This is a genomic window from Lysinibacillus parviboronicapiens, from assembly GCF_003049575.1.
Classification (GTDB): Bacteria; Bacillota; Bacilli; order Bacillales_A; family Planococcaceae; genus Lysinibacillus; species Lysinibacillus parviboronicapiens.
In genome coordinates this window covers 95,306-115,465 of sequence record NZ_PYWI01000003.1, presented here as the reverse complement: position 1 = coordinate 115,465, position 20,160 = coordinate 95,306, and the positions used below count along the sequence as shown (strand labels likewise).

Sequence of the window (20,160 nt, the reverse complement as noted above, 5' to 3'; positions counted from 1 at the left end):
TGTAATATGGCATAATATACATATCAAATTCTACCTAAAGAAGTGAGGATTCTATAGTGCTAACAGAAATTGTTAAAACAACATTGCTGAATTGTTCACTAGACGATAGTGATATATTACGGTATAAAGATCGCGTAAAAAGGATTCATTACGCTTTACCACAATATCCATTAACAGGGTGGATGGATTCACCGTTACAAAAGCAAGAAGCACTGCTTACTTCTATTGAACGAGTAGCTAGTGAGGTACGCGCTTGTGCGGACGTACTTGTCGTTGTTGGAGTTGGTGGATCATTTTTAGGTGCACGAGCAATTCAAGAGGCGTTAATGCCGTATTTTGGTCTGGCCAAGGATGGCATTGAGGTTGTTTATGTTGGCCTTAATATGAGCGGTGCATATATTAAAGAACTACTTGAGTATTTAGATACAAAGCAAGTATATGTTAATGTGATCTCAAAGTCAGGTGGCACGATGGAGCCTGCACTGGCGTTTCGTGTAATGCGTTTATATATGGAAGAACGTTATGGTGATAAGGCCATTGAGCGCATTATTGTGACTACTGATGCTGAAAAAGGGATATTGAAGGGGATTGCCGATAAAGCTGGCTATCGCCAATTCGTGATTCCGAATAATATTGGTGGACGTTATTCCGTGTTGACCCCTGTAGGTTTATTACCGGTTGCAGTAGCGGGAGTTGATATTCGTGCTTTAATGGATGGTGCGCGACATGCAGCTAAAGAGCTAGCGGAATCGGATTTAACACATAACGATGCATACAAATATGCGGTCATGCGACATATGCTTTATGAGAAAGGCTTTACGATTGAGTTGCTTGCTTCCTTTGAGCCAGGTTTAAATAAGTTCCATGAATGGTGGAAGCAGCTATTTGGTGAGAGTGAAGGGAAAGAACAAAAAGGGCTGTATCCTTCAACGGTCAATTTCTCGACAGATTTACATGCCATTGGACAGTTTATTCAAGAGGGTAGTCGCGTGATGTTTGAAACATTGCTACACTTTCATGAAATTGAAGGCGATTTAGCGGTGCCATTTGATACTCGTAATGAAGACGGTCTGAATTATTTATCGAATCGTACATTTAATGAGATTAATGCCATCTCCAAACAGGGAACAGCACTTGCGCATGCAGAGGGAAAGGTGCCTGTTATTCAGCTTGAATTACCGAAGCTTGATGCGTACCACCTAGGTTACTTGATTTATTTCTTTATGAAAGCTTGTGCGATGAGTGCGTGTTTGCTTGAGGTTAATCCATTTGATCAGCCTGGAGTTGAAGCGTATAAACGCAAAATGCTAGAGTTGTTGAAAGAAGAGAAGGTGTTAAAGTAATGGTAAATATTCGTGAATTATATAATCGATGGATAGAGACGAATCTTCCAAATTATTTAGCAGAGGACCTTGCATCTATTGCTGAAGATAATAGTTTAATAGAAGATCGCTTTTATCAATACGTATCTTTTGGCACTGGTGGAATGCGTGGTGTTTTAGGTGCTGGAACAAACCGTATGAACCTTTATACCATTCGTCGTGTTGCAGAAGGACTTGCTCGTTATATCGAATCGAATGGCGAAGCCGCTAAAAAAAGAGGTGTTGTCATTGCTTATGATACACGTCACTTTTCTTATGAATTTGCTTGTGAGACGGCTCGTGTGCTGGGAGCACATGGCATTTATTCATATGTCTATAATGAAGCACGACCAACACCGCAGTTATCATTTACAGTGCGCCAATTACATGCCTATGCAGGTGTTGTCATAACGGCAAGTCATAACCCTAAACAGTATAATGGCTTTAAGGTGTATGGCGAGGACGGTGCACAACTAACACCTCAATTTGCGAATGACATCGTGGCACATATGGAAAATATCGAGGATATATTTTCTATTAAGGTATCTGAACTTGAGCAACTAGAACAGCAAGGGTTCTTGACATGGCTTGGAAGTAATATGGATACCACATATTTAGATCATCTTTTAACATTAAAGGACAATGAAAATATTGCTCTAGATATGAAGCTTGTTTATACGCCATTGCATGGTGCAGGCTTAGTGCCTGTTCTTGAAGGCTTGCAGGTGTTTGGTTTTCAACAGGTACATATTGTGGAGCAACAAGCTATACAGGATGGCGATTTTCCAACTGTTTCTTACCCTAACCCAGAGGAGCCCGCTGCCTTTGCGTTAGCAATGGAGCTGGGGAAGGAAGTAGGAGCGGACCTTTTGCTGGCAACAGATCCAGATGCAGACCGTTTAGGCGTGGCAGTGAAAAACGGGGAAGATTATGAACTATTAACGGGGAATCAGCTTGGTGCATTATTGCTTCATTATTTATTGTCAACAAAACAGTTGAATGGTACGCTTCCTGATAATGGAGTTGTGTTGAAAACAATTGTAACCTCCGAATTAGGAGCAATGATTGCCAAACAGTTTGGTGTAGCAACTGTGAATACGTTAACAGGCTTTAAATATATCGCAGAAAAAATTGCAGAGTATGAAAAAACAGGGGCTTATTCATATCTATTTGGTTATGAAGAAAGCTACGGTTATTTAATCGAAACATTTGTGCGTGACAAAGATGCAGTACAAGTTGCGTTAAAGGTAGCAGAGATGGCTGCCTTCTATGCGAAGAATGAGCAGACTTTATTAGATGGCCTGCATAATTTGTATCGTGAGTATGGCTTTTTTAAAGAAGCACTTGTATCTCAAGTGTTTGAAGGAAAGAACGGTCAAGAAGAAATGAAGAAGATTTTAAATAATCTTCGACAAGATGTACCTCAATCGATAGGTGGAGTAGCTTTGAGAGGTTTTGAGGATTATTTAACAGGTCTTTCAACTTTAGCTGATGGAACTACTAAGCCTATTGTATTACCAAAGGAAAACGTATTGAAATTTGTACTAGATGACGGATCTTGGATTGCTATTCGCCCATCAGGTACAGAGCCAAAATGCAAGTTCTATTTTGGCGTTGTTGGGGAGACGGAAGAAGAGGCAAGCGAGAAATTGAAGCGTCTTCAAGCTGTTTTTGTGTAAGTACTAACATACTAATATAAACTTTGCAAAATTAATAACCGCCCTCATAGAAGAGGGCGGTTTCTTATTGGATTCTTTTTAATTCTGCTTCATGCTGGATGGAGCGAGCTGATAGTAATTCGATAATGCGGTGTTGGCTTTCTTGAATGGCTTCTAGTCGGTTCACTTTTTCATTTGTTTCCAAAACAGCTTGTTTGATTTGTTGCTGTTCTGATTCAAGTATTTCAAGTCGGTTTCCAATTGAATCAAGGCGTGATTCAATATTGTTGATGTGTTGATTAATTTGTTGTAGTTGTCCTAAAATTTGCGTTAATGCTTTCTCCATCTCATCCACCTCACATTTCTTTTAATTTATTTCCTCTATTTTTATTATCATATCTGTCTATTAAAAATCTCCTTCATTATAGCATAGAAAAGTAGCTTACAAGTATCGCCATTGCATTCATCGACATTATATGACATGCTTACTAGAGAGAAAAAATACTAGGAGAATGTTGTCGTGATTAAAGAGTGGGATTACCTACGTGTGGTGGCGTGTTTATCCATTTTACTATTGCACACGTCTTCATGGGTTATTATGGAGGTCGGTGTAGAGCCGGAGCAGACGATTTATTTGTTTTTACGTATTGCGCTGTGCTATGCTACGCCAACATTTATTGTATTGTCGATTTTAATATTGGCGAATCGTTATCGTGAGCAAATACCAACTAACTTTTGGTCGAGTAGAATTCACTATATTTTAGTGCCTTTTTTAGTGTGGGCATTTATAGATGCGTTCCTTGTGGAGTCGATTTATCGCAAGGGTTTGTTGTGGGAAAAGTATGTGAACAATGTAGTTTTTGGGGAGTTTGTTGGCTGGTTTGTCGTTGTGATTATGCAGCTATATGTAGTATTTGCGCTGATGAAGCGTTTTAAGTGGTCGTTCACATGGTTTTTACCAGTATGTGTGCTGATTACGTTCATTCATCATACGGTTATTTTGTTGCCGTATCCTATTTTTACAGACAATGCCATGGTGCTTCGTTTATTGTTTACGGGTTGGCTTGGTTATTTCGCAGTGGCCTATGCAATAGGGATGTATTATTCGCAAATTGCGGAGTTGGCAAAGAAGTATCGCGTTGCGACGATTGTGTTGGTACTGTTATCTGCTGTATTTTTGTACATGTGTTTGCTACTCGGATATACGGAAGTGCATTCGAGACGACTCGATTTAGTGCCACTAGTGGTGAGTGTGGTGCTGTTTGTGATTGCTTGGGGGCAGTCGGTGCCACACACGAAAGTTGTTCGCATCATCAGTCAATATGCATTTATGATTTATCTCATGCATTGGGAAATTTTGCGCTTATCGACTGGATGGTTTGTAGCGCATTTTGATAGCACACTTGTCCGCGTGCCATTGTTAATGCTGTGGACGTTAGTCGTTTGCATCGTGCTGACGAAGTTGATTTCATTGTTACCATTCAGTCAATGGATCGTCGGGAAAATCAGAAAGCGTGTCTCATAAAAATGAAAAAGCAGTGATTTCTCATTTAAAAGAAATCACTGCTTTTTTGTATGGATGAAAATCGCCGCTAGAAGTACGACTTTCACTCACATTACGATCACTCCGGCATTAATTTTAGGTTTCGATCATTGTAGGCAAGCACGACATAGTCTGGTTGCATGCTTTGTAAATAAGAAATTACATTTTTCTCTAGATAACGTAAGTCTAAAATGGTTACTGTTTTAAAGTGACTGGCTACATGAAATTGGATGGTGTTAAAGTAAGAATCCTTGATGACTACAAGATGTTTGTCACTATCATAGGTGTCGTTTACAATCGTGAGTTCGGCAAAGTCTCGGCTATAGGCGTCAGCATAATTCACTAACGCATCAGGGTTCATTTGCTTGGCACGTCCATACACTGCCTCATATGGAGCAGTGACGCCCTCTTCGATTGTCCCGTCGTAAATGGTGAACTGTGTCGCAAATGAAGCAGGCTCGTTATAGCAAATTTGTTCATTGTTATCCACAGTCATGTATAGGATTTTATTCCATGAGCCGGCGAACTGATTAGGTAAGCAAAATGTATTAGCTTCATCGAATGGAATTGGCTTAATGGTTTCACCAAGTCGTGCGCTTATTGTTTTTAACAGTGCCTCATAACCTGAGTAGGCACCGCGCATTGTCCAGTGATGATCCGTTTTAAAGAAGCTTCGTTCTGCAGAAAAGTCTTCCTTCATTTCATCATAGAGACGCACATTGTCTACACCGGCAGCTGTGACAAGCCCATGTAATTTTTTATTGTTGGCGATACCTGCATCATCGGGCATATAGCTCGGATTTGGCTCGCGTGAGTAGGTCGCTTTAGCTGGTAGTGAATAAAACGTGAAAGGTATGTTTTTTTCAGCTAGCCCTTCACTTAGCTTCTGTAAATCTGTAGCAAAGGAGGCAAGCTCCTCTTCAGATTTTGCTGCGGCTGGCTTAGAAATAATCCAACCACTTTCATCATCAACAGCATACTTATCGTTTAAATATGTTTTGCCTATGGCACGTTGGAACAAGACGTAGTCGCGCATCCATGTATCACGTGCGGGGAATTGATCTGAAATATAGGATTCTACCTGTTTTGACCATTGCCCAGAAAAGATCTCCTGGGGGCTCGGAGAAATATTTGCTGATTCTAACGGACGGTTCTCCATTTCTGATTGCGGGCGATCCACCGTTAACACATGCACGACGAAGCCACCGAAAATGATGCAAAAAAAGGTAATTGGTAAAAGGTACGTTTGAATTTTTCGCATGATGTCCCACCTAGAATCTAAAGTAAATGAATGGATTATGGGTTGCGTTCACTAAAAACATCGTGATAAATAGTAACAGCGCGCCATAGTAAATTGTTTGCGTAAGGCGTAATCCCCAGTCGAAAGCAAGGGAAGTAGCAGCCTTTTGCTCACTCCAATGTTGATAAAGTCGATAAATTGGTACCGCAAAAATAATGGCTACAATCAAGTAAATAGCATAATCTTTTGCCAGTAAAATGGTTTCATAATTATAAAGCGGTACATCTGATAGCCCAAACATCGTTTTGATAAATGTGAAAGCATATGTAAAGTCATTCGCTCTAAAGAATACCCAGCCAATCATGACGATAATGAGTATGTAAATATGGCGTAATAAGCGTGGAATACGTTCCAACCATTTTAACAGCACCCATTTTTCCAGGCAGATTAGTATGCCGTAATAAAAGCCCCAAGCCATAAAGGTCCAACTTGCTCCGTGCCAAAAGCCTGTTAACGTCCAGACGATAAGCAAGTTTCGATAGAGTTTCCATTCATGACTAACGCGACTACCCCCGAGTGGGAAGTAGACGTAATCTCTAAACCAGCTGCTGAGTGAAATATGCCAGCGACGCCAAAAGTCTGTTACGGATTGCGCAATGTATGGATAGTTGAAGTTTTCTTCAAACTTAAAGCCAAAAATACGTGCTAAACCAATGGCCATGTCACTATAGCCCGAGAAGTCGAAATAAATTTGTAGGGAGTACGCTAAAATCCCTATCCATGCAGTTCCGGTTGTTAAGTCACCGCCCGATAAACTAAAGACATGATCGGCTACTTCGCCCATTGGATTGGCAATCAGCACCTTTTTCGCTAAACCTTGCACGAAACGTCGAGTACCAATCAGCCAATCTTCTGCTGTGGAAAGACGTTTTTTAATCTGCTCGGCTACCGTTTGATAGCGAACGATAGGTCCAGCTACAAGCTGTGGAAATAATGTAATAAAAAGTGATAAGTCTAAAATATTGCGTTGTGCCTTTACATCCTTACGATAGACATCAATAACATAGCTTAGTGCTTGGAACGTGTAAAATGAAATACCGATTGGCAGCGGTACGGCTTGCCATTCAATAGGCTGCTCCAAGTAATTGTTAAGGATGTCAACAAAAAAGCCAGCATATTTGTAATAGCCTAAGATTGCTAAATTACTCACGATGACTAACCAAAGGAGTGTTTTTCGTTTGGACTGTGACACCGTATTTTCTATGACGATCCCGAGTACGTAGTTGAGCAAAATCGAAAGCATCATTAACAGTACATATTTCGGTTCGCCCCATGCATAAAAGAACAAGCTGGCCAACAGTAAAATCGTGTTACGTAGCATCTTCGGAGAGATGAAGTACACAATGAGCACTAATGGCAAAAAGACATATAAAAAAATAAGGCTACTAAAAACCATTCCTTCAAATCCCCATCCCTATTAAATTAAAAAACAAGTTGTTGTTATTGTTGATAGTTAAGTTTGCTGAGAGCCGTCGTAATCGCTGATAGAATCACGACAATCGCTGATAGCCCGACAAAATCGCTGATAGCACCCCGACAAAATCGCTGATAGCACCCCGACAATCGCTGATAGAATCTCGACAATTACCAATTGCATCATCAAAATCACTGATTGAACTCTAAAAATTGCTAATAGTACATGATTTCTACTAGCTAGATTACTAATTTCAGGAATACTAAGCTAATATCTAAAGGTAATTCATGAATAAATTACCTATCTTATTGTAACGTAAATTCACTATTTGTTCACTAATGATTGTCCAGTGAATTTTTTTTACAAAGAAGATGGAAAAACTTTATTGGTCATATAGGAGGATATTTCATTGTTATTTATGTGAAATAGGTATTGTTTATTGGAAAAATAACGAGTGTGTATTGTGCAGATGCACATATTTTGAATCCAAAATGAGGGTATAAACCCTTTAAAAATCTAGTTTTACCACATCTTTCATTCCATATATTGCACTTTGAAATGTGCATTCTACTGGACTTATAATAGAGTCGTAGTCACAGAAGTGGCTAATTTATCTAGGAGGTATTTGCACATGAAACAAAAATATAGTAAATGGGTTGTCGGCGCAGCATCAGCGGCCCTAGTAGCATCAGCAATCGTACCAGTAGCAAGCGCAGCAAGCTTTTCTGATATTGAAGACAATGACCATAAGGATGCCATTTTAGCATTAGCAGACGCTAAAATCGTAGGGGGTTACCCAGACGGTACGTTCAAACCTAACGCAGTTGTTACTCGTGGCAATGTAACGAAATTCTTAGGGAAATGGTTAGTTTCTGAAAACTACGAAATTCCTACAGATTACGCAACAGAAGCTCGTTTCACTGACTTACCGACAACAGCACCAGACAAAGAATTATTACAATATGCAGCACTTGTGAAAGATGCAGGCGTTTTCAAAGGCTCTAACAACAAATTAATGCATACAAATAACATGTCTCGTGAACAAATGGCAGTTGTTTTAGTACGTGCCATTAAAACTGTTTACAACGTAGATTTAGTGGCAGATTACAAAGAATCAGATTTCAAATCTACAATCACAGACTTAGAGAATGCTACAGCTGAAGAAAATCGTGAAGCAATCATCGCCTTAGAGTATGCAGGTCTTACAAACGTGAAAGCGTTCAACCCTAAAAATTCTTTAACACGCGGTCAATTTGCATCATTCTTAAACCGTACAATTACAAATCTTGCTGAAGAAACTTTATCTGTGAAAGCAGTAAAAGTTGTAGATGCAAAAACTTTAGAAGTAACTTTATCTGATGATTCAAAACATACGGTAACATTAGAAACTGCTCTTCCAGAAAATGAAGAGACAAAAGTAGACTTCGTTATCGATGGTAAATCTTACTCAGCTGTGGTTACATATGAAGTAGCCGAGTTAAATGTAAAATCTGTTGATGCAGTTAATGCAAAAACTTTAGCAGTAACATTCAATAAAGCTGTTGACACTGAAAAAGCTAAATTTGAACTTAAAAAAGATGGCTTTAAATCTAACTTCTCTGCTATTACTTGGAACGAAGATAAAACAGTTGCAACAATTGAATTAACAAGTAAAATCACTAAAGGTGAATTTACAGTTAGCGTAACTGGTCTTTCAGAACAAGCAGTAACTGGTTCTGTGAAAACAGAAGACGAAAAAGTAGCTGGTATTGAAATTCTTGGTGAAGTAGCGCCATCAACTGGTACTTCAACTGCAACAATTGGTTACCATGTTACAAACCAATACGGTGAAGATATCACTAAATTAAATTCTTCCTCGTTAACTCTTTCTGCAGCAGGTGCTGATTCAGCAGTAGCAAATGCAGACGGTTCAATCACAATGACAAAAGCTGCTGGACTTAAAGAAGGCGACAAAGTTGTCCTTACAGTTATTCACGGTTCAACTGCAACTACTACTACAAAAACAGTAACAGTTTCAGCTAAAACTGTTGTTTCTGAAGCAACGATTGGTACTCTTTACAACAAAGATGGCAAAACGTTAACTGAAGATACTAATTTAGCAAAAGATAAATTCTATCTTCCAGTTACTGTGAAAGACCAATATGGTAAAGAAATTACTGATTTAAATCGTTTAAATGGTGCTAACGCTGAAGTTCTTGTGACTAACACAAACCAAGCTGTTGCAACATTTGGTGCGTTTGAAAAACAAACAATCGACGGTAAAGAAGTAATCGTTCTTCCTGTTGCTAGCATTGTAGCTTCAGGTGATACAAACGTAATTGTGATCGCTAAAGCAACAGGTAAAAATGCACAAGCTGCAGTAAAAGTTGCTGAAGGTGTACGTGCTGATTCAGTTACATTAGGAGCACCAACAAAAGTTATTACTGCTGGAGCGGATATTTTATTCCCATTATCTGTATTAGATAAACAAGGTAATGCTATTAAAGAAACTGTTGCGTTAAACGGTTCTAAAGGTATTACGATTACAGGTGGTACATTATTCGAAAAAGACGGCGAACTTTTTGCGAAAGTAGCTGCTGGTAGCGTAGTAGAAAACTCACCAGTAACAGTTGTTGTTACTTCTTCAACTGGTAAAGTTGCTACTCAAACAGTTATCCCTAAAGCTGCAACTGCACCAAAAGTAATCACTGGTTTAGATAGCAAAGTTAGCACATCTATCCGTGAATTAACTGATGCTAAAGTTGACATTACTGCAAAAGACATCGTAGTTGAAGACCAATTCGGTCAAGTAATCTCTACTGATGAACTTCTTGCGAAACTTGGTACAGCTGGTTACACAATCCAACCATTCACAGATGCTGATGCACCATTCACTGTATCTGGTGAAATCAAAGATGCTGCTACAAACAAAATCACTGTAACTTACAAAGCTGGTGCAACAAAAACAGCTGCTAATGTTACATTCAAACTTGTAAAAACAGCTGACAACACTGCTGTAGAAGCAAGCTCTTATTCAAAACAATTCTCAGTTGTCAAAGATAGTTCATTTGCTTCTTATAAAGTAGAAGATATCAAACCTATCTATGTAACTGGTGATAATACTACTGGCTATACAATTCCAGCTGGTTACGGCAAAGATATTGTTGTGAAAGCAGTAACAGGTAATGGTGGAGAAGTTACGCTTAAAGCAGGTTCTGATTACACTGTTAAATCTACAGTTCTTTCAAACGTAGCAGATGGCGATGTTACTACAAATGATGCAGCAAATGTTGATTTTGATAAAGATGCAAAAACTGCAACTGCAAAAGTAACAATCACAATCAATGCTACAGGTGAAGAAATCGTTAAAGATGTAACATTCTCTAACGTTGCTCCTGCAGTAGAAAAAGTAGCAGTTGTTGAGAATAACAAAGCTGCTGCATACATTGCTGGCGAAACAGTTAACTTTGTAACGACAAACTCTTACAATGTAGCTACTGACTTCAACCTTGATGCATTCTTCCAATTAGCTGATGTAGTTGTAACTGACCAATACGGTGTAATGGCAACAGTTGCAGAAGCTGATGCTGCTGGAGTTGTTAAAGGTCAAGCGAAATTTAACGACGTTGCAACAGCTACAACAACATTAACATTCTCTAAAGTTTCTGGTGATGTGGTGTTCAGCGCAAACGGTACAACTGATGCATTTGCAAAAGGTAAAGCAAACGATGTATTTAATGCTCGTGTAAACATCGGTGGTCAAAGTGCAACACCTGTAAAAGTTACAGCAAAAGTTGACTTTTAATTCCTGATTTTAACATGAGGTTATAAAGTATTTAAACAGTGGAAAGTTCGATGTAATCGAACTCTCCACTGTTTTTTGTTTTGAAGGCACGAATGTGAAAAATTTATTTTATGTGGAAAATCCTGAATCTTTTGGTGCTATTTAAATGTATAATTATAGTATGATGGATAAAATGGGTTGAGGGGTTGAGCAGGTGAAAAAACATACACTGTTTCAGGGTGCTTTAATTGCAGCGCTAGCGACGAGTGCCATTGTAGTAGTACCGACTGTACAGGCTGCAGATAGTTTTAGTGATGTTGATGTTTCAAAGGAATACGGTGCTGCAGTGAAGGATTTAGCTGAACGTGGTATTATCAATGGCTATACAGATGGCACATTTAAGCCATTTGCTGATGTGACACGTGGACAAGCAGCCAAAATCTTGGCAGGATTATTGCAATTAGATACAACAAAAGTGGAAAATCCAAACTTCACCGATTTAAAGCCAAGTGATGAATTTTACGGTGCAGTTGCTGCACTATATAATGAAGGAATTGCGACAGGCTTTGCAGATGGTAGTTTTGGTGTCAATCAACCTATCACACGTGAGCAATTGGCAAATATGCTAACAAAAGCTTATCAATTAGATAATTACGATTATGATCAGACATTACCATTTACCGATGTGGTTAAATATTCCGAGGCTTACTATGCAGTGGCTCCTTTATATAACAATCAAATTACCAAGGGTGTCACTGAGACTACATTTGGTTTAAAAGAAACAGTAAAGCGTTCCCAACTCGCTCTATTTGTACATCGTATCGAGTCAATGCAGGCCAGTCGTGTCTTCCAAGAGTTTAAAACACATGACTTTGGAGCCGATTATCTCGAGGCATTCTCTTACAATAATTGGACGGAAGATCAGGAGCAGGAATTTTTCCGTATTTATTCTATGAATGATGGTGTGAAATTTGAAGCGTTAAGTGAGGGGTCTGGTTACTTTGTCCTGACAGGTTATACAATTGATGACGAAGGAAATTATGAAGTAGTCGAATCTCAAAAATATAAGATTGTGATTACAAAAGTAGATGGAAAGTTACAGATGACTTGCCAGCAAACAGATGAAATAGCACCGAGCACATCGCTGTTTTTTGAAGAAGACTTAGGTTTTAATCCTAAGCATATCAAGTTAACAACTGCGGCGGGTCACACAGTAAGTGATAAAGTATATGCCTATCAGCCATTCGAATTCGAAGGTTGGGATGAAGAAAGTATTCCCAAAGGGGCTAGCTACGCGCTGAAGTTAATGCAGGCGGGTGATTATATTGCTACATTCTCTGATGATGCTGGGAAATCAGTACGTGTAGGTATTCATGCAGAAACAGACGGTTATGATTTATATACATCACATGCAGTAGAGATGAGCAGTGTATTCATTCCGACCAGTGAGGTAGGTTTTGCTGTAACGGATTATAAAATTGAGCAATACACTGGTGCTGTTCATGATCATAAAATCATTGACGTGACATCTTCACCAGACGGTGTAATCGTAAACAGAGCAGGCAAGGGTGATGCCATTTTTGCGATTCGTTTGATGGGAGCAAATGGTGAAAAGCTATACATGCATGGCATGATTTACGAGCTAAGTGGCGTAACGTCGATGTACTATGAATTGTCTACAGAGAAGGAAATGAATGGATCATTCAGATAACTAATAGGAAAATGCTGATAGATTCCGATAACAATAGAAGTATCTATAAGTATCCTTGATTTCCGCTAAGGTCGATGCATTTCGTGGGCATGGCTTCAGTCTCCTCGTTGCTACGTTCCTGCGGGGCCTTAAGCTCATGCTATTCCCCAGGAAGCTTTGCTCCGTAACAAATGCGAATGCAGTCAGTACACTCGCCGCCTGTGCTCCAATCAACTCGTACGTTTATAAATGAAGTGATGTATTTCTGATAAATTTTCAAAAGGTATTTGCAATGTAATTATTCTGAATACCTTTTGGCGTTTTTGAAGGTGCATTTCAAGTTGTTCACGTGCATTATTCGACGTCCTGCTTATTATGCCTCAAGTATTTTTAGCAGAATAGGCTATCAATAGGCATGTTGATTGGAGTGGAAGGCGTGACACTCCTGCAGGAACAGCACGAGCGGAAAATCCATTTATGCGGCCAAGCAGCCGCATAAATTAGTTGGAGCCGTGCCTGCGGAAAGGGAGCGCCTGGAACGGAAATCAACGGTTTCTTACAATTTAGGGCAGTTCAGTTTGTCTAAAATTAATAAAAACCTCCCCACAAACACGGGGAGGTTTTCATATTTTAGAAGATGATGTACTTTACATAGTCTTTCCAGCCAATTTCTTTGAAATGTTGCCATTCAATTTTTTCAAGGGGCATTGTACGGAATGAACGCGCTAATATATTGCGCTGTTCATTTGTTATGATTGGCGTCCCTTCATCCATATAGCCAGTAAAGATAGTGGCGTTTGCTGTTTTGAATGCAACATCAATGTCCTCAAGTCGAATTTTGCCGTCTCTATCAATAATATAAACACGGTGAACATCATTTTTTGCTGTTCTCACCCAAGCGGAATTGACCTGATAAGCATCAAATGCTTCATTCACAATAATAGAAGCTTTACCGACGGTTGAGAAGGGAAAGTCTACTAGCAAATCATCCGGTTGTAGCGTTACTTCATAGCTTGAAGGCTGTGGTAGCTTGACAGATTTAGCTAATTCATGTGCCCATGTAGTTTCATTATTTGTGGCAATCATTTGTTTTTCAAGTACGATACCCGAAAGATCATCCTCAAAATGTTGTAAGTCAAAATTAACAGTTTGTCCAGCTACGACCTGTTGCCATTCTTCCTGTGATAAGTAGGCAATCATAGCTTTTTCTGAAGAGTAAATTTCAAAAGTCATTGTGCCGGCATCTTCAGTAATTTTGGAAATAACACCGTCAACAGGGCTAATAACACCTTGGCGTGCCTGAATTTGAGCAATTTGAGCGTCCATTAGCGCTACTTGACGAGCCGCCTCAGCAATATGACGATTTAAAATGGCCACAGCTGTTGAAGGAGAGTTTTGTTGGGCCAATTCTAATTTGACATTGACATTTAATTTGTCACTAATCTGATCGGTGTTGATAGAGCTTTTCGGATCAGAAGCTCCACCGAATTCGGATTCAATTTGAGCTAAGGCGGATTCTAAGTCGCTTAGTTCCGTTTCATAAGCAGAGCGCTCAGCCTCCAACTTCGTCAATTCATCATCAACTTCCTCTGTCTTATATGTAGCCAATACATCTGTTGCATGTACTTCCTGACCACGTTTTACGTTAACCGCTGATAAGCTTTTCGCTTCTGCAGAAATTGTATAGGTCTCTGCTGGTGCTACTATAGCATCCTTCTTGACTGTTTCTACACGGTCGCTAGTAGTGGCTCTTTGAAATTCATCGATAAAGTATGAACGAGCCACCTTGCTATCAGCCTTGAAAACAAAATACGCATTTACGCCAATTAACAGCGCTATCACAATGATACTCAAGCTTGTCCAAGGTCTGGATTTAATAAAGCGCATCATCCTAACCCCCTTGTAATCCATTCCTGTAGTGGTAAAACGCTAATCATGCCAACAATTACCGCCATTAACACTTGTATTACGATAATTTTCGCCAATAACGCTTTACGATCTGCTGCTTCTTCCCATTTAGAAAGAAATGTGAATTGTACAATTATCGTGAGTACAGTTGCTGCCGTTAACTGATTAATAACAAATAGTACAACATCTGCATCAATGAATAGCTGTGCAATAGGTGCAAGTGAAAAGAAAGAGAATGTTGTAGAATAGCCGACTCCGTAGAATACAGCAAATAAAATTGCCTTTTCAATAAGTAAAAACGCCATTACATAGAGTTGTACTTTTTGAATCCATTTGTATGGAATATCCGTTAATAGATATAACATGTATGTAACGCCGAAGTATTGGAAGCAATAATAAATGATTCCCCATATAAAGGCCCCCACCATTGAGAGAAGTCGAGCGGTATAATATTCATCCTGATTATTCATTGCAAATAACGTTGTTAAGCTTTCTGTCCCCATACCCCAAAACTCTCTTATGACGAATAGTAGGATAAAGAGTAGAAACACAACTAATGATCTTTTTTTATAGCCTCGTATTTCGCCTCCCTCGAGTGCTTGTGTGAAGGTAACGGGATGCGTTAAGCTGTGCCAAAACTTATAGTGATAAAACATATATAGCTCCCTTTCTAGTAATGCATATTAAAGATGTAGTATACACCTAATTACTGGTAAATAACATAGTATAATTGCTGACTTTTTCAAGTAATTCTCTCGATAACGTAAATCTTTAATGAGCACTTAAGAGGTTCTTAGTTCTACTTGCACGACCTGCTTTCTTTATGTGCTTTAGTCATTAAAAAACGGGATACATGCACATAAAACAATTATATAGTATCCTAACAATAACTTCCTATAAAAAGCCTATTCCATCTAAAAATAACAATAAACTGTAAGTTAGTAAAGGATGTGAGTGACTTTAAGAGAATAGCTTGAAATCAAGTAAATAGTACCGATACTAAAGTAAGTACATGCAAATAAATGATACATATCTATATTCCTATATAACACAAATAAGAAAGGGTGGATATTTTTGAAAAAACCATTAAAAGTTGGTGTATTAACAAGTTTATTATTAACGCCGGCAGCGATTGCCAATGCACAAGAAGTTGCCCAGCAACCTCAGACACAGCAAGTAGAGCAAGCCGCCTATATCAATGCAGTAGCGGCCACTGACACAAGGGAAAAAACAATTACTCAATTCGGTAAACTATCTGAAACATCAAGTGCCAATGACATGGTCATCGCAAAGGGAGATGTCGCGGTTTTAAGTACAACAGATTTCAATGCAGAAGAAATTAAATTTATTACAGCGAAATATAATTATATTGAGAGCCAACGAGCTTTATTAGAAGAACTAAAGGTAATCGGTAAGCGTATTAGTGCATTGTCTTATACAAGTAAAACATTTGTTGCTGAAGTGACAAATGTTCAAAAGGACTACACTACATTTTTAGGTTCAGGGACAAGCCCAGATGCAGGTAGCTATTTACATGTCCAAGCAATTTTTGAGAATGCCGTTAATACAGCCCTCGCCTCTCCGGATGCAACTGGCATTGTGTCGTCAGTACGTGGCACAGCCCTACAATATGGCTATAATGAAGCTCAACGAAATGATCATTTTAAAAAGAACGGTACAGATATTGTGAAGCTTGTAAAAATGAATGAAGATGTTACGACAGCAAGTGTAACCATTAACAATTTAGAGGGTTTTATCACGATGTTAGAAAATACGGCATCATCTTCCACTCAAATTGCGGAAGCGGCAGCGAAAGTAACGACTAGTTTTAGCACACTTACGACGGATCAAAAGAAAATTATCACAGCCCATAACCCAAATAATGCAGCGGTGACGCCCTATAAAAAATATACAGAGGTGTTAGCTAACTTATCAGCAGCTGACCAAGTAGTTGCTAGTATTACGCAGCTAACTACTAAGAAACCAGAAGACTTTACTTCTGCAACAAGCTTCATTGGTGCTATAACAACAATTGAAACAGCTTATAACAAATTAGATGCAGACTCAAAACGTTTAGTAACAAATTACGATGCACTTAAGCCATATCAAGATGCTGCAAGTATTTCTAAACAAATTACAGCACTGCGTATTTCAAATGATGCTGCTTATCGTAAAGCAGTGAAAGATGCTAGAGCAGCACTTAATAACCTAGTTGTAGATAAAAAAGATTTTGTCAGAAATATCGCAGATTTAGAATTGGCAGAAGAAAATATTGCTGCAGCAGAGGTGATTGAGGGACTGATTTCTGGCATTGCCACAGCTACAGATAAACTTACACAAATTGAGCAGGCTCGTACGACATACATTACACCCGTAGCTCCAGAAGGAAAAAAAATTGATGCGGCAAGTGTGAAGAAAATCGTTAATAATTTATCAGAGTTAACGAGTTGGGAAAACTCACATAAAGCAGTGTTAAATGTCATTGCGCTTGTCGAAAAGCTTGATCCAGCAGCTAAGGATTATACCAAAAAAGCGAAGACTGCGAATACAGCTTACTTAAAGCTCGATGTGACAAAACGAGAATATGTGAAAAACTATAAAAACTTGAAAGACCAAGTGGAAGCAATGAATGTCGTTACGCAAATTATGGCCTTAAACACTTCGCAGAAAACGTATAAAGATACAGTTGAAACATTGAAACTAAGCTTTGAAGGTTTATCTGACGAAGCCAAAAAACTAGTAACGAATTCTCGAGACCTTGAAACGGCGAAAGGCTATATCGCAACAGCAAAAGCGTTTGATGATCGTGTACTTGCGTTAGCAAATGAACCTGATACTACATTTGTAGCCAAAGTAGCGGCACTTACTGCAGAATATAAAACAATGGACAAAAATGCGAAGAAATTAGTGACGCAATATAAAACACTATCGACATACGAGAAAAACAATGCCAATGTTGTGAAAGTCATTAATTTAATTGCCGCATTAAATCCATCGAATAAAGACTATACAAAAAAGGTTTTAGCAGCACGTAAAGCTTACAATGCATTAGATGCAGCATCGCAAAAACGTGTGACGAACTATGCACAGTTAACAGCAGTTGAAGATGTGGCCACATTAATTGGTTTAATTGAAACATTGAAACCTACAAGTAAGACGTTTTTAAATGATTTAAAAACAGCGCGCACAAATTATGATGCTTTGCCTCCAGAGAAGCAACAGGCTGTCATTAACTATGAAAAGCTTGTAACAGCGGAAACTGAGCTATCATCTGCACATACAGTGATCACAATGATAGATGCAGCATTACCGGAGGATGCAGACTATTTAACAAAGCTTATGAATGCTCGAGTAGCTTACGATAAACTATCATCAGGGCAAAAAAAGCTTGTAGCCAATATAAAAACATTAACGGATCGTGAAAAACAAGTGAAGCCCATTTTAACTGTCATGGTGCAAATTGATGGTTTAGAGCCAGGGGCAAGTAACTTCGTCAGTAAAGTGAATGCTGCACGTAAAGCCTACGATAAGTTAACAAAGGACCATAAGAGTTATGTTCATAATATCGCAACATTACAAAGCTATGAACCAACTGCCAAGGTCATTGAGTTGATTGGTAAGTTAAAATCGTCTAGCAAAACATTCCATACAGATACTACACAAGCACGTGCATTATATGATGCGTTAAGCAAGGACATGCAGCAATATGTCACGAACTACCATTTATTACAAGCTGCTGAAACAAGTATATTAGGTGCAGGTAATGTCCAACGAATGATTGATGAACTATCTTCGATTGAACCTCATCAATATGTTAAACGTATTGAAGAGATTCGCGCAGCCTATAATGCACTGCCAAGAGATCAGCAAATGGCTGTGGAAAATTATAAGACTTTACAAGAGCAAGAAAAAATTATCAAGCCTGTTATTAGCATTGTGCAAGAGATTGACAAGCTTATGACATCTAAAAATATGGACAGTCAATATCAAAAGATTTTAAATGCTTATGATAAACTTTCTGCCACTCAACGTAGATATGTCTATAATGAGCAACTTCTTTTATCATTAGATAATGTCATTAAAGTTTATAAAAGTATTGCTGCGTTAAAACCAAGTGACAAAATGTACTTTGGAATGGTTGAGTCCGTGCGTAGAGATTACGATAGCTTAAGTACAACAGACAAGCAAAGGGTGTCTAATTATTCTATCTTGCTAGATGCTGAGAAAAACATGAGTGAAGTAAAGAAAGTAGTCGAGTTAATAGCTAGTCTGTCCCCAACATCTAGCACGTATATACAAGATGTTGCCAATGCTGTTGCTGCTTATAAGGCATTAGATTCAAAAGTAAGGGGACAAGTTCTTAACTATGACGCACTGAAGAAGGCAGAAAAAGATATCGCAGCAGTTTTAAAAGTTGTCAATGCGATTGCGGAATTAGATCCAGACAGTAAAACATTTGAAAAGAAAGTAATTGCTGCACAAAAACTGTATAGCGCACTTACTCTTGAACAACAGGATTTAGTATATAATTATCGTATTTTGCAAGATCATATAAATGCATTAGGATTAAACTAATTAGAGAAGAGGGGGGAAACCCTCTTTTCATTTTTTTAGCAGTCAGTAAAGTTAAAGAGAAGGGGGCGGAGAGAATGAACAAAAAGCATTCACGACGAGCATGGGCGCTCATAACTGCTGCAGTGGTGGCACCCTGTGTTGCAGTGTTACCGACAGAAGCAGCTACAATGCCATTTACAGATATTAAAAATAGTGGTAGCGAGGCCGAACTTTACAAAGCAGTTAGCGAATTATATGGCTTGGGAATTGTATTTGGTACAACTTCTACGACGTTCAGCCCTTATCAACAGTTAACAAGAGGGGAAGCAGCCTATTTTTTAGCTGAAGCGCTGAAATTAGATACCAAAAATGTAGAAAATCCTGGCTTCAATGACGTACCGACATCTCATACATATTATGGGCATATTGCAGCCCTTGCCACACAGGGCATTATCCAAAAAGGAACAAATTATAATCCGAATAATTATATGAAGCGCAGTCAAATGGCGAAGATTTTAACATTAGGGTTTAATTTACAGCAGGCAACAACATTATCGGCACCTTTTGCAGATTTTACGGAAGATGTTGAAACCAACCAGTACATTCAAACGTTATTAAATTATGGTATTACGGAAGGCACCAGTTCGACAACTTTTTCACCGTATATGGATATTGGCCGTGGACAAATGGCTTTATTCCTTTATCGCACCTTACAAAAAAATGATAATCACCTATATATTATTAGTGTAGAATAGTACGTTAAAAAACACTCTTTGGTATTAACTTACCTTTAGAGTGTTTTTTAAAAATATTATAGGAAAAATTCGGTAATAATGGTATGTTTATATATGGTCTTGAAGGGTATGGACTACCACAGAGGTAGGGGAGTTTTGGAATGTTAGCATCTAAATAGGTTTACAATTAATCTATAAATCTCTCTCCATCTTTCTGAACATACAACAACACTAT

At 38.6% G+C, this 20,160-nt stretch carries 12 protein-coding genes; 7 read left to right on the top strand and 5 right to left on the bottom strand.

Annotated elements, in window-relative coordinates:
• Positions 1–56: 56 nt before the first annotated feature.
• Both C9J35_RS04800 and C9J35_RS04795 read left to right on the top strand, forming a co-directional pair.
• Positions 57–1,343: a glucose-6-phosphate isomerase gene (locus C9J35_RS04800; protein WP_107923624.1), complete on the top strand. Its 1,287-nt coding sequence runs from the start codon at positions 57–59 to the stop codon at positions 1,341–1,343.
• Positions 1,343–3,040 carry a phospho-sugar mutase gene (locus C9J35_RS04795; RefSeq protein ID WP_107923623.1) on the top strand — a complete coding sequence of 566 codons (1,698 nt, stop codon included), beginning with the start codon at positions 1,343–1,345 and terminating at the stop codon, positions 3,038–3,040. Before C9J35_RS04800 ends, C9J35_RS04795 begins: the two co-directional genes overlap by 1 nt.
• 64 nt (positions 3,041–3,104) lie before the next feature.
• Here C9J35_RS04795 and C9J35_RS04790 read toward each other — a convergent pair whose 3' ends face one another.
• Positions 3,105–3,365, bottom strand: a complete 261-nt coding sequence (locus C9J35_RS04790; protein ID WP_054767403.1) for a flagellin family protein — start codon at positions 3,363–3,365, stop codon at positions 3,105–3,107.
• A 174-nt stretch (positions 3,366–3,539) separates the two neighbouring features.
• Here C9J35_RS04790 and C9J35_RS04785 point away from each other — a divergent pair, with 174 nt between their 5' ends.
• Entirely contained in the window at positions 3,540–4,544 is a 1,005-nt protein-coding gene (locus C9J35_RS04785) for an acyltransferase family protein (protein WP_107923622.1), read from the top strand.
• A gap of 97 nt (positions 4,545–4,641) precedes the next feature.
• On the opposite strand, the gene C9J35_RS04780 is transcribed toward C9J35_RS04785, so the two are convergent.
• Positions 4,642–5,823: an alginate O-acetyltransferase AlgX-related protein gene (locus C9J35_RS04780; RefSeq protein WP_107923621.1), complete on the bottom strand. Its 1,182-nt coding sequence runs from the start codon at positions 5,821–5,823 to the stop codon at positions 4,642–4,644.
• A gap of 10 nt (positions 5,824–5,833) precedes the next feature.
• Positions 5,834–7,258 (bottom strand): MBOAT family O-acyltransferase, encoded by a 1,425-nt coding sequence (locus C9J35_RS04775; protein WP_107923620.1) that lies wholly within the window; start codon positions 7,256–7,258, stop codon positions 5,834–5,836.
• Positions 7,259–7,907: 649 nt separating this feature from the next.
• On the opposite strand from C9J35_RS04775, the gene C9J35_RS04770 reads away from it, so the two are divergent.
• Both C9J35_RS04770 and C9J35_RS04765 read left to right on the top strand, forming a co-directional pair.
• A complete protein-coding gene (locus tag C9J35_RS04770) occupies positions 7,908–11,060 on the top strand; it encodes an S-layer homology domain-containing protein (protein WP_107923619.1) in 3,153 nt (1,050 codons plus the stop codon).
• 193 nt (positions 11,061–11,253) lie between these two features.
• On the top strand, positions 11,254–12,750 hold the full coding sequence (locus tag C9J35_RS04765; RefSeq protein ID WP_054767409.1) for an S-layer homology domain-containing protein: 1,497 nt from the start codon (positions 11,254–11,256) through the stop codon (positions 12,748–12,750).
• A 609-nt stretch (positions 12,751–13,359) separates the two neighbouring features.
• Here the strand turns inward: C9J35_RS04765 and C9J35_RS04760 are convergent.
• Together C9J35_RS04760 and C9J35_RS04755 are read right to left on the bottom strand one after the other, a co-directional pair.
• The gene (locus tag C9J35_RS04760) at positions 13,360–14,619 is read right to left on the bottom strand and encodes an efflux RND transporter periplasmic adaptor subunit (protein ID WP_193766973.1); all 1,260 of its coding nucleotides are present in this window, start codon (positions 14,617–14,619) and stop codon (positions 13,360–13,362) included.
• Positions 14,616–15,293, bottom strand: a complete 678-nt coding sequence (locus C9J35_RS04755) for a hypothetical protein (RefSeq protein ID WP_107923617.1) — start codon at positions 15,291–15,293, stop codon at positions 14,616–14,618. The genes C9J35_RS04760 and C9J35_RS04755 overlap by 4 nt, the downstream gene beginning before the upstream one ends.
• A 418-nt stretch (positions 15,294–15,711) precedes the next feature.
• Between C9J35_RS04755 and C9J35_RS04750 the strand changes: the two genes are divergently transcribed.
• On the top strand, positions 15,712–19,212 hold the full coding sequence (locus C9J35_RS04750) for a hypothetical protein (protein WP_107923616.1): 3,501 nt from the start codon (positions 15,712–15,714) through the stop codon (positions 19,210–19,212).
• A gap of 74 nt (positions 19,213–19,286) precedes the next feature.
• A complete protein-coding gene (locus C9J35_RS04745) occupies positions 19,287–19,946 on the top strand; it encodes an S-layer homology domain-containing protein (RefSeq protein WP_107923615.1) in 660 nt (219 codons plus the stop codon).
• The last annotated feature ends 214 nt before the right edge of the window (positions 19,947–20,160 follow it).

Excerpts from the sequence above, each read along its gene's own strand:
- C9J35_RS04795 (WP_107923623.1), top strand. The coding sequence starts at position 1,343 with ATGGTAAATATTCGTGAATTATATAATCGATGGATAGAGACGAATCTT.
- C9J35_RS04780 (WP_107923621.1), bottom strand. The coding sequence starts at position 5,823 with ATGCGAAAAATTCAAACGTACCTTTTACCAATTACCTTTTTTTGCATC.
- C9J35_RS04770 (WP_107923619.1), top strand. The coding sequence starts at position 7,908 with ATGAAACAAAAATATAGTAAATGGGTTGTCGGCGCAGCATCAGCGGCC.
- C9J35_RS04790 (WP_054767403.1), bottom strand. The coding sequence starts at position 3,365 with ATGGAGAAAGCATTAACGCAAATTTTAGGACAACTACAACAAATTAAT.
- C9J35_RS04760 (WP_193766973.1), bottom strand. The coding sequence starts at position 14,619 with ATGATGCGCTTTATTAAATCCAGACCTTGGACAAGCTTGAGTATCATT.
- C9J35_RS04745 (WP_107923615.1), top strand. The coding sequence starts at position 19,287 with ATGAACAAAAAGCATTCACGACGAGCATGGGCGCTCATAACTGCTGCA.
- C9J35_RS04755 (WP_107923617.1), bottom strand. The coding sequence starts at position 15,293 with ATGTTTTATCACTATAAGTTTTGGCACAGCTTAACGCATCCCGTTACC.
- C9J35_RS04775 (WP_107923620.1), bottom strand. The coding sequence starts at position 7,258 with ATGGTTTTTAGTAGCCTTATTTTTTTATATGTCTTTTTGCCATTAGTG.